Source organism: Tsukamurella paurometabola (assembly GCF_900631615.1).
Taxonomy (GTDB): Bacteria; Actinomycetota; Actinomycetes; order Mycobacteriales; family Mycobacteriaceae; genus Tsukamurella; species Tsukamurella paurometabola_A.
In genome coordinates this window covers 646871-661557 of the sequence record NZ_LR131273.1, presented here as the reverse complement: position 1 = coordinate 661557, position 14687 = coordinate 646871, and the positions used below count along the sequence as shown (strand labels likewise).

Annotated in this window: 14 protein-coding genes; 5 read left to right on the top strand and 9 right to left on the bottom strand. The window is 72.9% G+C overall.

Translation table 11 applies throughout. The features are described from left to right. Window position 1: 1 nt before the first annotated feature. On the bottom strand, window positions 2-1282 hold the full coding sequence (locus ELY19_RS03405) for a hypothetical protein (RefSeq protein WP_126194950.1): 1281 nt from the start codon (window positions 1280-1282) through the stop codon (window positions 2-4). Window positions 1283-1476: 194 nt separating this feature from the next. Between ELY19_RS03405 and ELY19_RS03400 the strand changes: the two genes are divergently transcribed. Further along, on the top strand, window positions 1477-1704 hold the full coding sequence (locus ELY19_RS03400) for a hypothetical protein (RefSeq protein WP_126194949.1): 228 nt from the start codon (window positions 1477-1479) through the stop codon (window positions 1702-1704). An 11-nt stretch (window positions 1705-1715) separates the two neighbouring features. On the opposite strand, the gene ELY19_RS03395 is transcribed toward ELY19_RS03400, so the two are convergent. Beyond that, window positions 1716-2624 (bottom strand): NAD(P)-dependent oxidoreductase, encoded by a 909-nt coding sequence (locus ELY19_RS03395; RefSeq protein ID WP_126194948.1) that lies wholly within the window; start codon window positions 2622-2624, stop codon window positions 1716-1718. 56 nt (window positions 2625-2680) lie between these two features. On the opposite strand from ELY19_RS03395, the gene ELY19_RS03390 reads away from it, so the two are divergent. Both ELY19_RS03390 and ELY19_RS03385 read left to right on the top strand, forming a co-directional pair. Further along, the gene (locus ELY19_RS03390) at window positions 2681-3733 is read left to right on the top strand and encodes a D-2-hydroxyacid dehydrogenase (protein WP_126194947.1); all 1053 of its coding nucleotides are present in this window, start codon (window positions 2681-2683) and stop codon (window positions 3731-3733) included. Beyond that, window positions 3733-4530: an IclR family transcriptional regulator gene (locus ELY19_RS03385; RefSeq protein WP_126194946.1), complete on the top strand. Its 798-nt coding sequence runs from the start codon at window positions 3733-3735 to the stop codon at window positions 4528-4530. Before ELY19_RS03390 ends, ELY19_RS03385 begins: the two co-directional genes overlap by 1 nt. 9 nt (window positions 4531-4539) lie before the next feature. On the opposite strand, the gene pgi is transcribed toward ELY19_RS03385, so the two are convergent. Next, the gene (gene pgi, locus ELY19_RS03380; protein ID WP_126194945.1) at window positions 4540-6198 is read right to left on the bottom strand and encodes a glucose-6-phosphate isomerase; all 1659 of its coding nucleotides are present in this window, start codon (window positions 6196-6198) and stop codon (window positions 4540-4542) included. Between the two features lie 112 nt (window positions 6199-6310). On the opposite strand from pgi, the gene ELY19_RS03375 reads away from it, so the two are divergent. Further along, a complete protein-coding gene (locus ELY19_RS03375) occupies window positions 6311-7774 on the top strand; it encodes an NAD-dependent succinate-semialdehyde dehydrogenase (protein WP_126194944.1) in 1464 nt (487 codons plus the stop codon). 134 nt (window positions 7775-7908) lie between these two features. Next, on the top strand, window positions 7909-9336 hold the full coding sequence (locus tag ELY19_RS03370) for a sulfatase family protein (protein ID WP_126198672.1): 1428 nt from the start codon (window positions 7909-7911) through the stop codon (window positions 9334-9336). Between the two features lies 1 nt (window position 9337). Here ELY19_RS03370 and ELY19_RS03365 read toward each other — a convergent pair whose 3' ends face one another. The 6 genes from ELY19_RS03365 to stf0 are packed head-to-tail and all read right to left on the bottom strand — an operon-like array spanning window position 9338 to window position 14647. Further along, the gene (locus tag ELY19_RS03365; RefSeq protein ID WP_164711499.1) at window positions 9338-9766 is read right to left on the bottom strand and encodes a PIN domain-containing protein; all 429 of its coding nucleotides are present in this window, start codon (window positions 9764-9766) and stop codon (window positions 9338-9340) included. Next, the gene (locus ELY19_RS23335; RefSeq protein WP_164711498.1) at window positions 9763-10014 is read right to left on the bottom strand and encodes a hypothetical protein; all 252 of its coding nucleotides are present in this window, start codon (window positions 10012-10014) and stop codon (window positions 9763-9765) included. The genes ELY19_RS03365 and ELY19_RS23335 overlap by 4 nt, the downstream gene beginning before the upstream one ends. A gap of 25 nt (window positions 10015-10039) precedes the next feature. After that, window positions 10040-11026: a formylglycine-generating enzyme family protein gene (locus ELY19_RS03360; protein WP_126194942.1), complete on the bottom strand. Its 987-nt coding sequence runs from the start codon at window positions 11024-11026 to the stop codon at window positions 10040-10042. Beyond that, window positions 11023-12912, bottom strand: a complete 1890-nt coding sequence (cysC, locus tag ELY19_RS03355; protein ID WP_126194941.1) for an adenylyl-sulfate kinase — start codon at window positions 12910-12912, stop codon at window positions 11023-11025. Before cysC ends, ELY19_RS03360 begins: the two co-directional genes overlap by 4 nt. Then, window positions 12912-13853: a sulfate adenylyltransferase subunit CysD gene (gene cysD, locus ELY19_RS03350; RefSeq protein WP_126194940.1), complete on the bottom strand. Its 942-nt coding sequence runs from the start codon at window positions 13851-13853 to the stop codon at window positions 12912-12914. Before cysD ends, cysC begins: the two co-directional genes overlap by 1 nt. After that, a complete protein-coding gene (stf0, locus tag ELY19_RS03345; RefSeq protein WP_126194939.1) occupies window positions 13850-14647 on the bottom strand; it encodes a trehalose 2-sulfotransferase in 798 nt (265 codons plus the stop codon). The genes cysD and stf0 overlap by 4 nt, the downstream gene beginning before the upstream one ends. Window positions 14648-14687 lie beyond the last annotated feature (40 nt).

Here is a 14687-nt window from a genome sequence, read left to right as displayed (position 1 = left end):
GTCAGCCGACGACCTCGACGCGAAGCCCGTTCACCGCGGACTGCAGGAGCTGCGGCAGCTGGAACAGCGGGCGGTGCGACTGCATCTGCACCTCGTACGGGGTGCGGAAGATCCGTTCCAGCGACGGCCAGTCGTGGCGCACCGCCCACTGGTACTTCGGCACCAGCTGCTCGGTGATGTAGCTCCAGCGATCGGCGAACACCGCCCAGTTCCAGTCCGGCAGCGGCAGGGTCACGACGGCGCGGCGGCCGTCGGGCGTGGTGACCGGGTACCGCACGGACCGGTACTCGCGGGGCGGGATCACGCCCGCCACCGACGGTGAGCCCGCGACGGTCGACAGGTAGGTGATGGCCTCGCCGACGTCGCCCCGATAGCGGCGCACCTGCTCCCACTGACGGCCGATGTTGTCGTGCTGCTCACGGCGCAGGAGTGCGGAGTTGCCGGCCGTGATCCGCGCCTCGTCGCCCGACGCGACGTCGCGCCAGGCGGCCATGATCGCGCCGTCGAACAGCCCGGCGCGCCGCATCTCCTCCAGTGCGGGCAGCCCGCCATCGACGTACGCGATGTGCATCGGCATCAGGTCCGAGAAGATGTTCTTCTGCATCACCAGGATCATTCCGGTGCTCCACGCGATGTCCCGGGGCGTGATGCTGCGCATCGCGCGGAGCACCGCGGCGAGCCCCTCCGGAAGCAGGGCCACGCCCTGCGGCCCGAGCCGATCCACCAGCGCCGTCGCGAGCGCGTTCGTCGCGGCCTGCAGGCCCGGTAGCGCGAACACCCCGCCGCCGAGTTCGAAGTCCAGCAGACCGCCGCCGAAATCGGCGCCGACCTGCCCGCCCTGGCCCGACCAGCGCAGCTCCCGGTGCTCGAGCTGCAGCCGCTCGTACAACGCGTACGAGCGGTTGAGATTGCCGTAGTTCGCGGCCACCCCGGCGCGCGGATCCCACCCCGCCAAGTCGATCCCGGCGCGCTCGGTGGCGCGCACGAGCCAGTACTGCTGCAGCAGGGCGGCGTACCGCCGGGGCGCGGTGCCGGCGGCGCGCGCGGCGGCGAGAGCCCGGCCCAGCGGCGCACTCGTCGTGGGCAGCGCGGGATGCACCCCGCCCGGCGCGACGGAGGCGTCGCGGTTGGGCATCGGCAGGTCGAGGTACGACGGTGCCGCGGTCGCCGCGGGTGCGAGCGGGGCGAGCAGCAGCGCGCAGGCCAGCACGGCACCGGCCGTCCACCGTCGCGGTCGGCGGTTCGGGCCGCGCGCCGGCCGCGGCGATGAGCACCTCGTCATGGCGGTCACTATCGCAGTCGGGGGAGAGGGTCTCACGACCGGGTGTTGCGAATGCAACGAGCGGCTATGTGGGGCGTCCCCCGAACGGACTAGGGGATCAGCCCTGAGGCGTCGCGCCGAAAGCTGGGGGATCGGCCCGGATGTGCCGCGACGTCGCGATTCCTAGCGTGAGAAGGGACGAAAGGTGGTGCGAAATGCGCACATTCATCAAGACCGCAACGATTGCCTCCGCAGCCGGGGTTGCCCTCCTCGTGGCCGCCGCCCCCGCTCACGCGGACCCGGACATCAGCGACTACGCCCGCGGCAGCATCGGCGAGAGCTGCGCCGGATACCCCCTCGGGAAGCTCGCGCTCGAGCGTAACCAGGGCTTCGTGCTCAGCTGTTCGTCCAACGGCACCTGGCAGATCCCCACGGAGCCGTGAGCCGTGAGCCGTCAGCCCCGGCCGGCTCCGCCCGGCTTCCGCTCGGCCACGAACCGCCGCGTCACGGACATGTCGCGCTCGCCCAGCCCCGCGGCGACGATCTCCTCGAACTCGGCCAGCAGGGCGGGCAGCAGGGCTGCCTCCGTACCGGTGGCGGCCGCGACCTCCGCGCCCGACCGCAGGTCCTTGAGCAGGTACTTCGCCATTCCCGACGGGGTGTCGTCGCCGCTGACCAGCTTCTCCTTGCGCGTGTCCAGTAGGCGCGAGGCGGCGTAGCCCCCGCCGAGCAGGTCCCACATCGTGCCCAGGTCGATTCCGGAGCGGTCGGCGAGCACCGTCGCCTCGCCCAGGGCGGCGATCGTGGCGGCGACCACCAGCTGATTGCAGGCCTTCGCGACCTGTCCCGCCCCGAGCGGCCCGAGGCGCACCGGGGTGCCGCAGGGCGCCAGCACCGCCGCGGCGAGGGCGCAGTCCTCCTCGGTTCCGCCCATCATGATCGACAGCGTGCCGGCGATCGCGCCGTCGTCGCCGCCGGAGACGGGGGTGTCGGCGACGCGGACCCGGCCGCCGGTCTCGCGGTCGAGGCGCTCCGCCAGCGCGCGGACGCCGGGCGCGGACGAGGTGGAGCCGATGAGCAGCAGCAGGGGGCGGTCGCCCGCGAGCAGCCCGCCCGCGAGCACCTCCTCCACCTCGGGCAGATCTGGCAGCATGAGGAGCACGACGTCGGCGACGGCGGCGAGCGATGCGGCGTCGTCGTGCTGGACGGCACCGTCGGCCACGAGGTCGGGGCGCGGGCGCCGGGCGGTGATGTGCACGGTGCCGTGCTCGCGGGCCAGGTGCCGCGCCATGGGGGCGCCCATGGCGCCGAGTCCGATCACGCCGACCGTCACCCCGCTCGAGGGGGTCGCAACCTCCGTCATTCGTCCAACCTAGCGAATTGCGTTCAATATGTTGGCCGAATGACTAGACTCGCGGTATGACCGCCACGCTCCGCGCCGCCCTCGCCGTCGACCTGCCCGAGGACGACTGCCTGCTCATCGAGCGGCTCGAACCCCGCGTCGAGCTGCTGCGCGACCATTCCCTGAACCGGCCGGCCCGCTGGGACGCCGACTGGGAGGGGGACCCCACCTTCGCCCGCACCCCCGAGCAGGAGGCCGCCTTCACCGCCCTCCTCGACGGCGCCGACGCCCTGTTCGGCATCCCCGACGTGCAGCCCGCGCGGCTCGCCGCCGTCGTCCGCGCCAACCCGTCGCTGCGCTGGGTGCACGCGACCGCGGCCGGCGGCGGCGCCCAGGTGCGCGCCGCGGGCCTGACGTCCGCCGAACTGGAGCGCGTCGCCTTCACCACCAGCGCGGGCGTGCACGGATCGACGTTGGCCGAGTTCGCCCTGTTCGGGATCCTCGCCGGCGCCAAGGACCTGCGTCGCCTCGAGGACGATCAGGCCGCCCGGCACTGGCCCGCCGAGCGCTGGGCCATGCGCCACCTCGACGAGATGACGGTGCTCATCGTGGGCCTCGGCGGCATCGGCGCGGCGACCGCCGCCCGGTTCAAGGCCTGCGGTTCGACGGTCTGGGGCACCTCCCGCAGCGGCCGCCCCGTCGAGCACGTGGATCGCGTGGTCCCGCTCGACGAGCTCGCCGCCGCGGCCGCGCAGGTCGACGCCATCGTCGTGACGCTGCCCGGCACCGCCGCCACCGAGAAGCTCATCGGCGCCGAACTCCTCGCCGGTGTCCGCCCCGGCACCCTGCTCGCCAACGTGGGCCGCGGCACCGTCATCGACGAGGACGCGCTGCTGCGGGCCCTCGACGACGGGCGGATCGGCTTCGCCGCCCTCGACGTCTTCGCGACCGAACCGCTCCCGCAGCAGAGCCCGCTGTGGGGCCACCCGCGGGTGCTCGCCAGCCCGCACACCGCGGCGCTGAGCCGGCAGGAGGGTAGGCGCATCGCGCGGCTCTTCGCCCGCAACGCCACCGCCCTGCTCGACGGTGCGCCGATGGCGAACGTCGTCGACACGGTGGAGTTCTACTGATGGCCTCGCCCGAGGGCACGCGCGCCCCGGCGCCCGCGGTGACCCGCGCGATCGGCATCCTCGCGCTGCTCGCGGAGTCCGAGAGTCCGGCCCTGAGCCTCAGCGACCTGGCCCGCGGCCTCGGCATCGCCAAGTCCTCGTGCGCCAACCTCTGCCAGGCCCTCGAGGACGGCGACATGATCCGCCGCGTGCCCGGCGGCTTCTCCCTGGGCCGGCGCACGGCGGAGATCGGCGGCGCCTACGCTCTGCAGTTCAACCAGGTCCGCGAATTCTTCCCGGTCATCTCCGCCTCGCCCGTGCTGCGCCGCGAGCTGGTCCAGATCGCGATGCTCGACGGTGCGCACGCCCTCTACCTGGCGCGGCACGAGGGGCGCGTGCCCTACCGGTTCGGCACCCCGCTCGGCTCCCGGCTCCCCGCGGTCTTCACCGCCACCGGCCACGCCCTCCTGGCCGGCCTGCCCGACGACGAGCTCGACGCGACCCTCGCGGACGCGGTGCCCGCGCGCAGCGCCGTCGACGGCAGCGAGGTGACCGACGCCGCGATCCGCGCCGAGCTGGCGCGCGTGCGCGAGCGCGGCTACGCCCTGGACCCCGGCCACGGCACCCTCGGCGTCACCGGCATCGCGGTCGCACTGCCCGCGTGGGCGCCGGGCGACCCGCCGCTGGGTCTGGGCGTCGCCATCCCGTCCGAGCAGGTCGACGAGGCGCGGATCGCGACCGTCGCCGAGGCGCTCGCCGACGCCGCCGCGCGCCTCACCAACCCCTGGCGCGAGCGGGCGGCGACGGAACGGCCTTAGGCCTGCGGGTCAGACGGTGCGGCCGCGCTGCGCGCGGTACCAGCGGACCTGCGCGCCGGTCGACGAGTCGAGGTCGGCGGCGGGGGCACCGTCCGATGCGATGACGGGCAGCAGCGCGTTGGCTTGCACCTTGCCCAGCTCGACGCCCCACTGGTCGAAGGCGTTGATGCCCCAGACCGCGGCCTCGGTGAACACCTGGTGCTCGTAGAGCGCGATGAGCTGGCCCACGACCGACGGGGTGAGTCTCGGCGCGAGGATCGTGGTCGTGGGCCGGTTCCCGGGCATCACCTTGTGCGGCACGACGGCCGGATCGGTTCCCTCGGCGGCGATCTCGTCGGCCGTCTTGCCGAACGCGAGCACCTTGGTCTGGGCGAACAGGTTGCTCATGAGCAGGTCCTGCATGGTGCCGACGCCGTCCGTCGTGGGCAGGTCGTCGGTGGACTGCGCGAAGCCGAGGAAGTCCGCCGGCACCAGCCGGGTGCCCTGGTGCAGCAGCTGGAAGAACGCGTGCTGGCCGTTGGTGCCCGGCTCGCCCCAGAAGATCTCGCCGGTGTCGACGGTGACGGCCGTGCCGTCGACCCGCACCGATTTGCCGTTCGACTCCATCGTCAGCTGCTGCAGGTAGGCGGGGAAACGGGCCAGGTCCTGCGCGTAGGGGAGCACCGCCCGGGACTGCGCGCCGAAGAAGTCCGAGTACCAGAGCCCGATCAGCCCGAGCATGAGCGGCGCGTTCGACGCGGCGGGCGCGGTCGCGAAATGCTCGTCGACGGTGCGGAACCCGGCGAGGAACTCGGCGAACCGTTCGGGCCCGACGGCGATCATCACCGACAGGCCGATCGCCGAGTCCACCGAGTAGCGCCCGCCGACCCAGTCCCAGAAGCCGAACATGTTCGCGGTGTCGATGCCGAACGCCGCGACCCGCTCCGCGTTGGTCGAGACGGCGACGAAGTGCTTGGCGACCGCCTCCTCCCCGACGCCCAGCTTCTCCAGCAGCCAGGCCTTCGCCGCGTGCGCGTTGGTGAGCGTCTCCTGCGTGGAGAAGGTCTTCGAGGCGACGATGAACAGCGTGGTCGCGGGGTTGAGCTGCGCCAGCGTGGCCGAGATGTCGGCCGGGTCCACGTTGGAGACGAAGTGGCACGTGAGGCCGCGCTGCACGTACGCGCGCAGCGCCTGGTAGACCATCGCGGGCCCCAGGTCGCTGCCGCCGATGCCGATGTTCACCACGTCGGTGATCGGCTCGCCCGTCGCGCCGCGCCAGCGCCTGGAGCGGACCTCCTCGCTGAACGCGCCCATCTTCTCCAGCACGTCGTGCACGTCGCCGGTGACGTCCTGCCCGTCGACGTGCAGGTCCCGGCTCGACGGTGCGCGCAGCGCGGTGTGCAGCACGGCGCGGTCCTCGGTGGCGTTGATGTGCTCGCCGGCGAACATGGCGTCGCGGCGCGCGGCGACCCCGGCCTCGTCGGCGAGCGCGGCCAGCAGGCCGAGCGTCTCCCGGGTCACGCGGTGCTTGGAGTAGTCGATGTAGAGGTCGCCGACCTCGAAGACGAAGTCCGAGCCCCGGTCCGGGTCGGCGGCGAACAGCTCCCGCAGGGTGGTGCCGGCGATCTCGCGGTGGTGATCGACGAGGTTCCGCCAGGCGGTGGACGCGGTGATGTCGCTGTCGCTCATGGCGGCCAGCCTAGTGTCCGCAGCGCCGCCGCGGGCGGTTCACGGACGAGGTCACAGGCGGTGCCCGGACAACGCCCTGCGCGCACGCTCGGCCCGGAGCTAGGGTGGCGGTATGGCAACCGAACAGCGCGTCCGTGATCTCCTCGACCGCATCCCCACGGGGATCTTCGTGAGCGGAGCGTTCCGCGATTCGAGTTCGGGCGCAACCTTTCCGGTGCACGACCCGGCCACCGAGGAGGTGCTGGTCGAGGTCGCCGACGCCACGCCCGAGGACGGCGCCGCCGCGCTCGACGCGGCCGTCGCCGCGGGTCCCGCGTGGGCCGCGACGCCCGCCCGGGAGCGCGGCGAGATCCTCCGCGCCGCCTACGAGGGACTGCACGCCCGGGCCGACGACTTCGCGCTGCTGATGACCCTCGAGATGGGGAAGGCGCTGCCCGAGTCGGCCAACGAGCTCAAGTACGGCGCGGAGTTCTTCCGCTGGTTCTCCGAGGAGGCCGTCCGCATCGCGGGCCGGTACACGCCGGCGCCCGCCGGCACCGGCCGGATCCTGGTGAGCAAGGCCCCCGTCGGGCCGTGCCTCGCGATCACCCCGTGGAACTTCCCCCTGGCGATGGGCACCCGCAAGATCGGGCCCGCGCTGGCGGCCGGCGCCACGATGGTGGTCAAGCCCGCCGGCCTCACGCCGCTGACGATGCTGCTGCTCGCCGAGGTGCTCAAGGACGCGGGCGTGCCGGACGGGGTGATCTCCGTGCTGCCCACCTCGAAGTCCGGCGCGCTGACGGGGCCGCTGCTCGCCGACCCGCGGCTGCGCAAGCTCACCTTCACCGGGTCCACCGAGGTGGGCGCCGCGCTCGTCGCGCAGTCGGCGCCCGGCATCCTGCGCACGTCGATGGAGCTGGGCGGCAACGCGCCGTTCGTCGTCTTCGACGACGCCGACGTCGACCACGCCGTCGCGCAGGCCCTCCTCGCGAAGCTGCGCAACGGCGGCGAGGCGTGCACCGCCGCCAACCGCTTCCACGTGCACGAGTCGGTGCTCGAGGAGTTCACCGACAAGCTCGTCGAGGGCATGGCGAAGTACGTCCTGGGCCGCGGCATCGACGAGGGCGTGACCATCGGGCCGCTGGTCTCCGCCGACCAGCAGGCCACCGTCTCGGAGCTGGTGCAGGACGCGGTCGCCAAGGGCGCGACGCTGCGGCTCGGCGGGGTCGCGCCCGACGGCCCCGGCCACTTCTTCCCGCCGACGGTGCTCGCCGACGTCCCCGCCGACGCCCGGATCCTCACCGAGGAGGTCTTCGGCCCCGTCGCCCCGATCGTCTCCTTCGCCGACGAGGACGCGGGAGTCGCCGCCGCGAACGCGACCCAGTACGGCCTGGCCGCCTACATCTTCACCAAGGACCTCGACCGCGCACTGCGGGTGGCCGACCGGATCGAGTCCGGCATGGTCGGCGTGAACCGCGGAGTCATCTCGGACCCCGCCGGCCCGTTCGGCGGCGTGAAGGCCTCCGGCTTCGGCCGCGAGGGCGGCAGCGAGGGCATCGAGGAGTACCTGGAGACCCGCTACATCGCCCTCCAGTGACCGCCCATCGCAATTGAATACCGTTTACGATCACCGCGACCTGCGGTTTCTCTGTCGGAAACAGTGTTCAATTGCAGTCGGGGTGATCGCAAACCTCACCGCGGCGCAGCGGTCTGTGGCACCGTCGAGGGGTGGTGGACGAGCAGGCGGGTAGCGGCACGCGGGAGAACGTGATCCTGGTGCACTGGCACGACCTGGGTCGCCACCTCACCTGCTACGGCGCGGAGGGGGTCGTCAGCCCGAACCTCGACCGCCTCGCGGCCGAGGGGATCCGGTTCACCGACGCCCACGCGACGGCGCCGCTCTGCTCGCCCGCGCGCGGATCGCTGTTCACCGGCCTGCACCCGCACCGCAACGGCCTCGTCGGCCTCGCGCACCACGGCTTCGAGTATCACGACCACGTGCGGACCCTGCCCGCGCTGCTCGGCGAGGCGGGCTACCGCAGCGCCCTGTTCGGCATGCAGCACGAGAGCGCCGACCCGAGCCGGCTGGGCTTCGACACCGCCGACGTCTCGGACTCGCTGTGCGACTACGTCGTGGCGCAGTCGCAGGGATGGCTGGCCGACGCCGCCACGCGCGACGAGCCCTTCTTCCTCACCGCCGGGTTCTTCGAGACGCACCGCCCGTACCCCGTCGACCAGTACGTGCCCGCCGACCCGGACGCGATCGGCGTGCCCGGCTTCCTTCCCGATACCCCGCAGGTCCGCGAGGATCTGGCCGGGCTGCACGGCAGCATCACGCAGGCCGACGCCGCGGTCGGGCGACTGCTCGACACGGTCGACGAGCTGGGGCTCGCCGAGAACACGTGGATCCTGTTCATCACCGACCACGGCCTCGCCTTCCCCCGCGCCAAGTCCACGCTCTACGGCGAGGGCACCGGCGTCGCCTTCATCGCCCGGCCGCCCCGCGCCCTGGGCCTCGCGCCGCGCGTGTACGACGACCTGTTCTCGGGCGTCGACCTCACCCCGACGGTGCTCGACCTCCTCGGCCTGCCCCTGCCGGAGGACCTCGACGGCGAGACCCACGCGGCCGAACTCCTCGAGCCCACCGGCGAGCAGGTGCGCGCCGGGCTGTTCACGCAGAAGACCTACCACGACGCCTACGACCCGATCCGCGCCGTGCGCACCAAGCAGTTCAGCTACATCGAGAACTACGCCGACCGGCCCGCGCTGCTGCTGCCGCTCGACATCGCGGACAGCTCGTCGGCCGCGTCGCTCGACCCGTACGCGACGGCCGCGCCGCGGCCCCGTCGGGAGCTGTACGACCTGGTCGTCGACCCGTACGAGCGGCACAACGTGATCGATGAGCCGGCCTACCAGTGGGTGGCCCGGCGCCTCGCCGGCGTGCTCGCGAACTGGCGCGAGACGACCGGCGACGTGCTGCCGTCGGAGGCCGAGGGCACCAAGATCGCCGAGGCGTTCATGGCCGCCTTCTTCGCCGGCCGGGCCGAGCCCGACGCCGACGAGGTTCCGCTGCCGTCGCGCCGCCCGCAGGGCGAGCGCCGCGAACTGGTCCCGCGCGAGTCGGCCGAGCGGGCCCGCGCCGACGCAGCGAACGCCTGATCTACACCCGCACCTGCCGGAACTCCGGCGCCACCTCCGCGATCCGCTCGTAGTCGCTGTCGCGATGCACTACGACCGCGTCGTGGCGGATGGCGATCGCGGCGATCATCGTCTCGACGGGGCCGGCCGCGCGTACCTTGCCGGAGTGCCAGAGTCGGCGCTGCAGCTCGACGGAGACGGCGTGGGTTTCGACGCCGGGATGCAGCACGTCGAGGAACTCCCAGTTCGTGGCGTATTCGGAGTCCCACTCCCGGGGAGAACGTGTGGAGTAGAGCGCTTCCAGGAGCTGCGGCGCGCATGCCGCGAGGAAGTTCCCGCCCGTCGTGAACGATGTCAGCGCGGTGCTGCCGATCTCGCCGGTCTGGATCCTCGACCACACGGAGTTGTCGACGATGTGCGGCACAGGGCGCTCGTCGACCGGAAGCGTCACCGCCTCGCCTCCTTGAGGAACTCGGGATCCGCGAGCGCGGCGTAGGGACCGTCGGGATTCGATGCGATCCGCTCGATCATGTCCCGCTGGAGCTTCTGCTTGAGCGCCAGCTCGACGAGGCTGACCACCATGTCCTGATTGGATGCGTAGCCCAGCTCCTCCCGCGCCCGGTCGAAGAGGCCCTCAGGCGCGCGCAGGGAGGTGAGCTTCAGCGGTGCGTCGCGGAATTCGGGCAGTGTCGCGGACATGTCGCACCTCCGGTGTATATCGGATCTATGGAATCACGATATCAGAATCGGACACGGTGCGGAATCCGATGTTGCTCGCCGTCGAGTTGGGGGTGTTGTGGCTGCGGGCCGCCGTGCGATAGCGGTAGCAGTAGGAGTCGTGGCAGAGGTGGCTGCCGCCGCGCAGCACCCGGGCGGTCCCGCGGTCCGGCCCCGTCGGCGAAACCTCCGGTGACGCACGGTAGTAGCGCGCCGAGAACCGGTCGGCGCACCACTCCCACACGTTCCCCACCGCCTGGTACAGGCCGTAGCCGTTCGGCGCGTACGAGCGCGCCGCGACGGTGCCGACCGCACCGTCGGGCTTGGGGAAGTCCCCGACGAAGATGTTGCAGTCCCGCCCCGGCACGGGGTGCTCGTCGCCCCAGGGGTAGCGGGCGCCGTCCAGGCCGCCGCGCGCCGCGTACTCCCACTGCGCCTCGGTCGGGAGGGCCCGGCCCGCCCACGCGCAGTAGGCGCGGGCGTCCGCGTGCGAGACGTGCACGACCGGATGGTCGTCGAGGGCGACGGTGCCCGGCCCGCCCGGCGCGCGGAACGTCGCGCCCGGCACCGTCAGCCACCACGGCGTGCCCGGGACCGGCACCCCGGCGGACGGGTGCTGGACGGATTCGGCCCGTTCGCTGCGCTCCCGGCGCCGGGCGGCGCTCGCGTGGAAGACCGCCGACGCGCCGAACCGCTCGGCGTCGGTGACGTACCCCGTCGCGTCGGCGAAAGCGGCGAACGCGGCGACGGTCACCGTCGTCGCGTCGATCGCGAAGCCCGGCAGCACGACCCGGTGCACCGGGAGCTCGCCGTCGGCGCGGTAGCCGTCGCCGTGGTGATCGCCCATCGCGAACGCACCGGCCGGGACACGCGCCTGGGGGATCGGATGCGCACCGCCGCCCGGCACCGCACCGTCGCCCGGCACCGCACCGCCGCCCGGCACCGCACCGGCATGCGGCGGCAGGTCCGGGCCCTCGGGCGTGCAGCAGTTCACTCCTCGAGTATTCCCCGCTCCACGAGCAGCGCGATCACCCGCTGCGCGAGCTCGTCGGTGTCGGCGCCGGTGGTGTCGAAGCGCAGGTCCGGGTTCTCGGGCTTCTCGTACGGCCCGTCGACGCCCGTGAGGCCCCGCAGCTCGCCGCGGTCCGCGCGGGCGTAGAGGCCCTTCGGGTCGCGCTTGCGGCACTCGGACACCGGCGTCGAGACGTGCACCTCGAGGAAGTCGATGTCGGCGGCCCGGTTCAGCTCCCGGGCGATCTCCCGGTCGGATCGCAGCGGCGAGACCAGCGAGGCGATCGAGATCACCCCGGCGTCCGCGAACAGGCGCGTCAGGTGCCCCACGCGGCGAATGTTCTCCGCCCGGTCGCCGGGGGAGAAGCCCAGGTCGTCGGAGATGCCGTGGCGGATGTTGTCGCCGTCGATGAGGTAGGCGACGCGGCCCCGCGAGACCAGCGCCCGCTCCAGGGCGACCGCCACCGTCGACTTGCCGGAGGCGGGCAGGCCCGTGAACCACACCGTCGCGCCGCGCTGCCCGGTCCTCGCCCAGCGCTCCGCCCGCCCCAGCGAGCTGGGGTGCCAGCGGATGTCGTTGCGGGTCGCCTGCCCGGGAACCACCTCGCGGGCCTCCGCGATCGTGCCCGCGCCCACCGTGTCGTAGCTCGCCTCGTCGATGAGGATCAGCGCGCCCGTATCCCGGTTCTGCGCGTACGGGTCGGCCACCACCACCGACGAGGTCCGCAGCGTCACGGTGCCGATGTCGTTGAGCGCCAGCTCACTCGGCCCGACCTGCTCGATGAGCGTCTCGGGGTCCAGGCGGCGCTCCAAGGACTGGACCGTCGCGCGGACCGTCGCCGTGGCGTGCTTGAGCGCCACGCGGTCGCCCGCCCGCAGGGGCTTCTCGGCCAGCCAGCAGACGGTGACCTCCAGCTCGCGGGCGTTCACCGGCAGGTGCGCGCCCTCGGCGCCGGAGACGAGGACGTCGCCGCGGCCCACGTCGATGTCGTCGGCCAACTCGACCGAGACCGACAGCGGGGCGACCGCCGTCGCGCGGTCGTCGTCGAGCGTGTCGAGCGCGGTCACCGTCGAACGGCTGCCCGACGGCAGGACCAGCACCTCGTCGCCGACGGTCAGCGTTCCGGCGGCGACGCGGCCGGCGTACCGTCGGCGCCGCTCGGCGGTGGGCCGGGAGACCCACTGGACCGGCAGGCGCAGCTCCGTCGCGACCGCCGACGGTGCCCGCAGCGGCACGCCCTCGAGGTGCTCGAGCAGCGTCGGGCCGTCGTACCAGGGGGTGTGCGCGGACCGGTGCACGACGTTGTCGCCGAGCTTGGCGGCCAGCGGGATCGCGGGGATCGCGTCCAGGCCGAGCCGCACCGCGAGCTCGGCGAGCTCCGCCTCGACCTCCGCGAACCGCTCCGCGGAGAAGTCCACGAGGTCGATCTTGTTCACCGCGGCGATGACGTGCGGCACGCCGAGGAGCGTCGCGATGCGGGCGTGCCGGCGGGTCTGGCGCAGCACCCCCTTGCGGGCGTCCACCAGCAGGATCGCGACGTGCGCGTTCGAGGCGCCCGTGAACATGTTGCGGGTGTACCGCTCGTGGCCGGGGGTGTCGGCGAGCACGTAGCTGCGGGTGGCGGTCGAGAAGAAGCGGTAGGCCACGTCGATGGTGATGCCCTGCTCGCGCTCGGCCCGCAGGCCGTCGGACAGCGCCGCCAGGTCCACCTCGTCGCCGTCGGTGACGGCGTCGAGGTGGTCCGTGGGCAGGCTGCCGGTGTCGTGCAGCAGGCGGCCGATGAGCGTCGACTTGCCGTCGTCGACCGAGCCCGCGGTGGCGAGGCGCAGCAGCTGCCGGGTGGTGTTCCTGATGAGTACCTCGGTCATCAGAAGTACCCCTCCTTCTTCCGGTCCTCCATGGCGGCGGCGGACGTGCGGTCGTCGGCGCGGGTCTCGCCGCGCTCCGAGACGGTGGCGGCGGAGATCTCCGCGATGACGTCGGCGATGGCGGTGGCGCGGCTGCGGACCGCGCCGGTGATGGTCAGGTCGCCGACGGTGCGGTAGCGCACCCACTCCCGGTTCACGGTCTCCCCGTCGCGCGGCGGCGTGAACTCCGAGACGGTGAGCAGGATCCCGTCGCGCTCGAAGACCTCCCGCTCGCTCGCGTAGTAGATCGACGGCAGCTCCAGGCCCTCGAGTTCGATGTAGCGCCAGATGTCGAGCTCGGTCCAGTTGGACAGGGGGAACACCCGGACGGACTCGCCGCGGCGGATGCGGCCGTTGTACAGCGACCAGGGCTCGGGGCGCTGCGCCCGCGGGTCCCACTGGCCGAACTCGTTGCGGAAGCTGAACACCCGCTCCTTGGCGCGCGCCCGCTCCTCGTCGCGGCGGGCGCCGCCGAACGCGGCGTCGAAGTTGCCCGCCTCCAGGGCGTCCAGCAGGGTGCGGGTCTGCAGCCGGTTCCGCGAGCCGGAGGACTCCGTCGACTCCGCGACCCGGCCCGTGTCGATCGACTCCTGCACCGAGGCGACGATGAGCTCGATCCCGTCGGGGTTCTCCGCGGTCGGGGTCACGCGGCGGTCGCGGAACTCGATCACCTCGGGGAAGTTGTGCCCCGTGTCCACGTGCAGGATCGGGAACGGCAGCGGCGCGGGCCGGAACGCCTTCTCCGCGAGCCGCAGCAGCACGATCGAGTCCTTGCCGCCGGAGAACAGGAGCACGGGGCGCTCCAGCTCGGCGACGACCTCGCGGATGATGTGCACCGCCTCGGCCTCGAGGACGCGGAGTTCGTCGACGGCGGCGATCGGTTCGGGCGTCAGTGTGCTCATAGGGGGTATCCGTTCTCGGCGGCGTCGGCGCGGTAGCGCTCCGCCCACTCCTTCGAGCGGGCGTTGGACTGGGGTTTCAACGGCGGCGGGGGAGCGAGATCCGGGTCCTGCCCGATCGCGTCCAGCACGCGGGCCGTCGTCTTCCGCGGGTCGGCGGTCAGCTCGTGGAAGTCGATCTCGAGGGGGGTGATGCCCTCGAACGCGAACCACGCCCGCCAGGCCCGCTCCTGCTCGCGGAGGATCCCCGCGAGGTGGGCGATCCCCTCGGCGCGGTACACGGCGCGCTCGTCGCGTTCCACGTCGTGATCGGGATCGTCGCGCCAGACGCGGGTCTGCACCGCGCGCCACATGGAGACGGCCTGGGCGACCACGTCGGGCCGGTGCACGTGCACGTAGAGGGGGTCGGCGCCGTCGAACAGGGACCGGATGGCCGTCCGGACCGAGCCGGACGCCGTGCGCGTGCGGGCGACCAGCACGGGGGTCTGGTTCCACATGATTTTGCCGCCCCACACGCCGTTGGGCGTCCGGCCCTCGCGCAGCACGTCGGCGCGCCACTGCTCCGGACCGCGCGGGTCGACGGTGCCGGGATCGATGGGGTCGAGCAGGTCGAGCAGCGACGGATCGTCGACGCCGGCGAACCACTCGCGGGGCTGCGGCGACAGCGACGAGGACGGGTAGTACTGGAAGAACTCCTGCGGCCGCCCGGCGACGCCGGTGGCCGCGAGGGACTCCACGAGGAGTGTGCTCCCGCTGCGCTGGGTGGCGCACACGAGATAGTCGTCAGGGCTGGGCATGCCCGCTAGTCTGGCGGAGAAAGCCCCTTCGACCTGGGGT

Excerpts from the sequence above, each read along its gene's own strand:
- ELY19_RS03405 (WP_126194950.1), bottom strand. The coding sequence starts at position 1,282 with ATGACGAGGTGCTCATCGCCGCGGCCGGCGCGCGGCCCGAACCGCCGA.
- ELY19_RS03400 (WP_126194949.1), top strand. The coding sequence starts at position 1,477 with ATGCGCACATTCATCAAGACCGCAACGATTGCCTCCGCAGCCGGGGTT.
- ELY19_RS03395 (WP_126194948.1), bottom strand. The coding sequence starts at position 2,624 with ATGACGGAGGTTGCGACCCCCTCGAGCGGGGTGACGGTCGGCGTGATC.
- ELY19_RS03390 (WP_126194947.1), top strand. The coding sequence starts at position 2,681 with ATGACCGCCACGCTCCGCGCCGCCCTCGCCGTCGACCTGCCCGAGGAC.
- ELY19_RS03385 (WP_126194946.1), top strand. The coding sequence starts at position 3,733 with ATGGCCTCGCCCGAGGGCACGCGCGCCCCGGCGCCCGCGGTGACCCGC.
- pgi (WP_126194945.1), bottom strand. The coding sequence starts at position 6,198 with ATGAGCGACAGCGACATCACCGCGTCCACCGCCTGGCGGAACCTCGTC.
- ELY19_RS03375 (WP_126194944.1), top strand. The coding sequence starts at position 6,311 with ATGGCAACCGAACAGCGCGTCCGTGATCTCCTCGACCGCATCCCCACG.
- ELY19_RS23335 (WP_164711498.1), bottom strand. The coding sequence starts at position 10,014 with ATGTCCGCGACACTGCCCGAATTCCGCGACGCACCGCTGAAGCTCACC.
- cysC (WP_126194941.1), bottom strand. The coding sequence starts at position 12,912 with ATGACCGAGGTACTCATCAGGAACACCACCCGGCAGCTGCTGCGCCTC.
- cysD (WP_126194940.1), bottom strand. The coding sequence starts at position 13,853 with ATGAGCACACTGACGCCCGAACCGATCGCCGCCGTCGACGAACTCCGC.
- stf0 (WP_126194939.1), bottom strand. The coding sequence starts at position 14,647 with ATGCCCAGCCCTGACGACTATCTCGTGTGCGCCACCCAGCGCAGCGGG.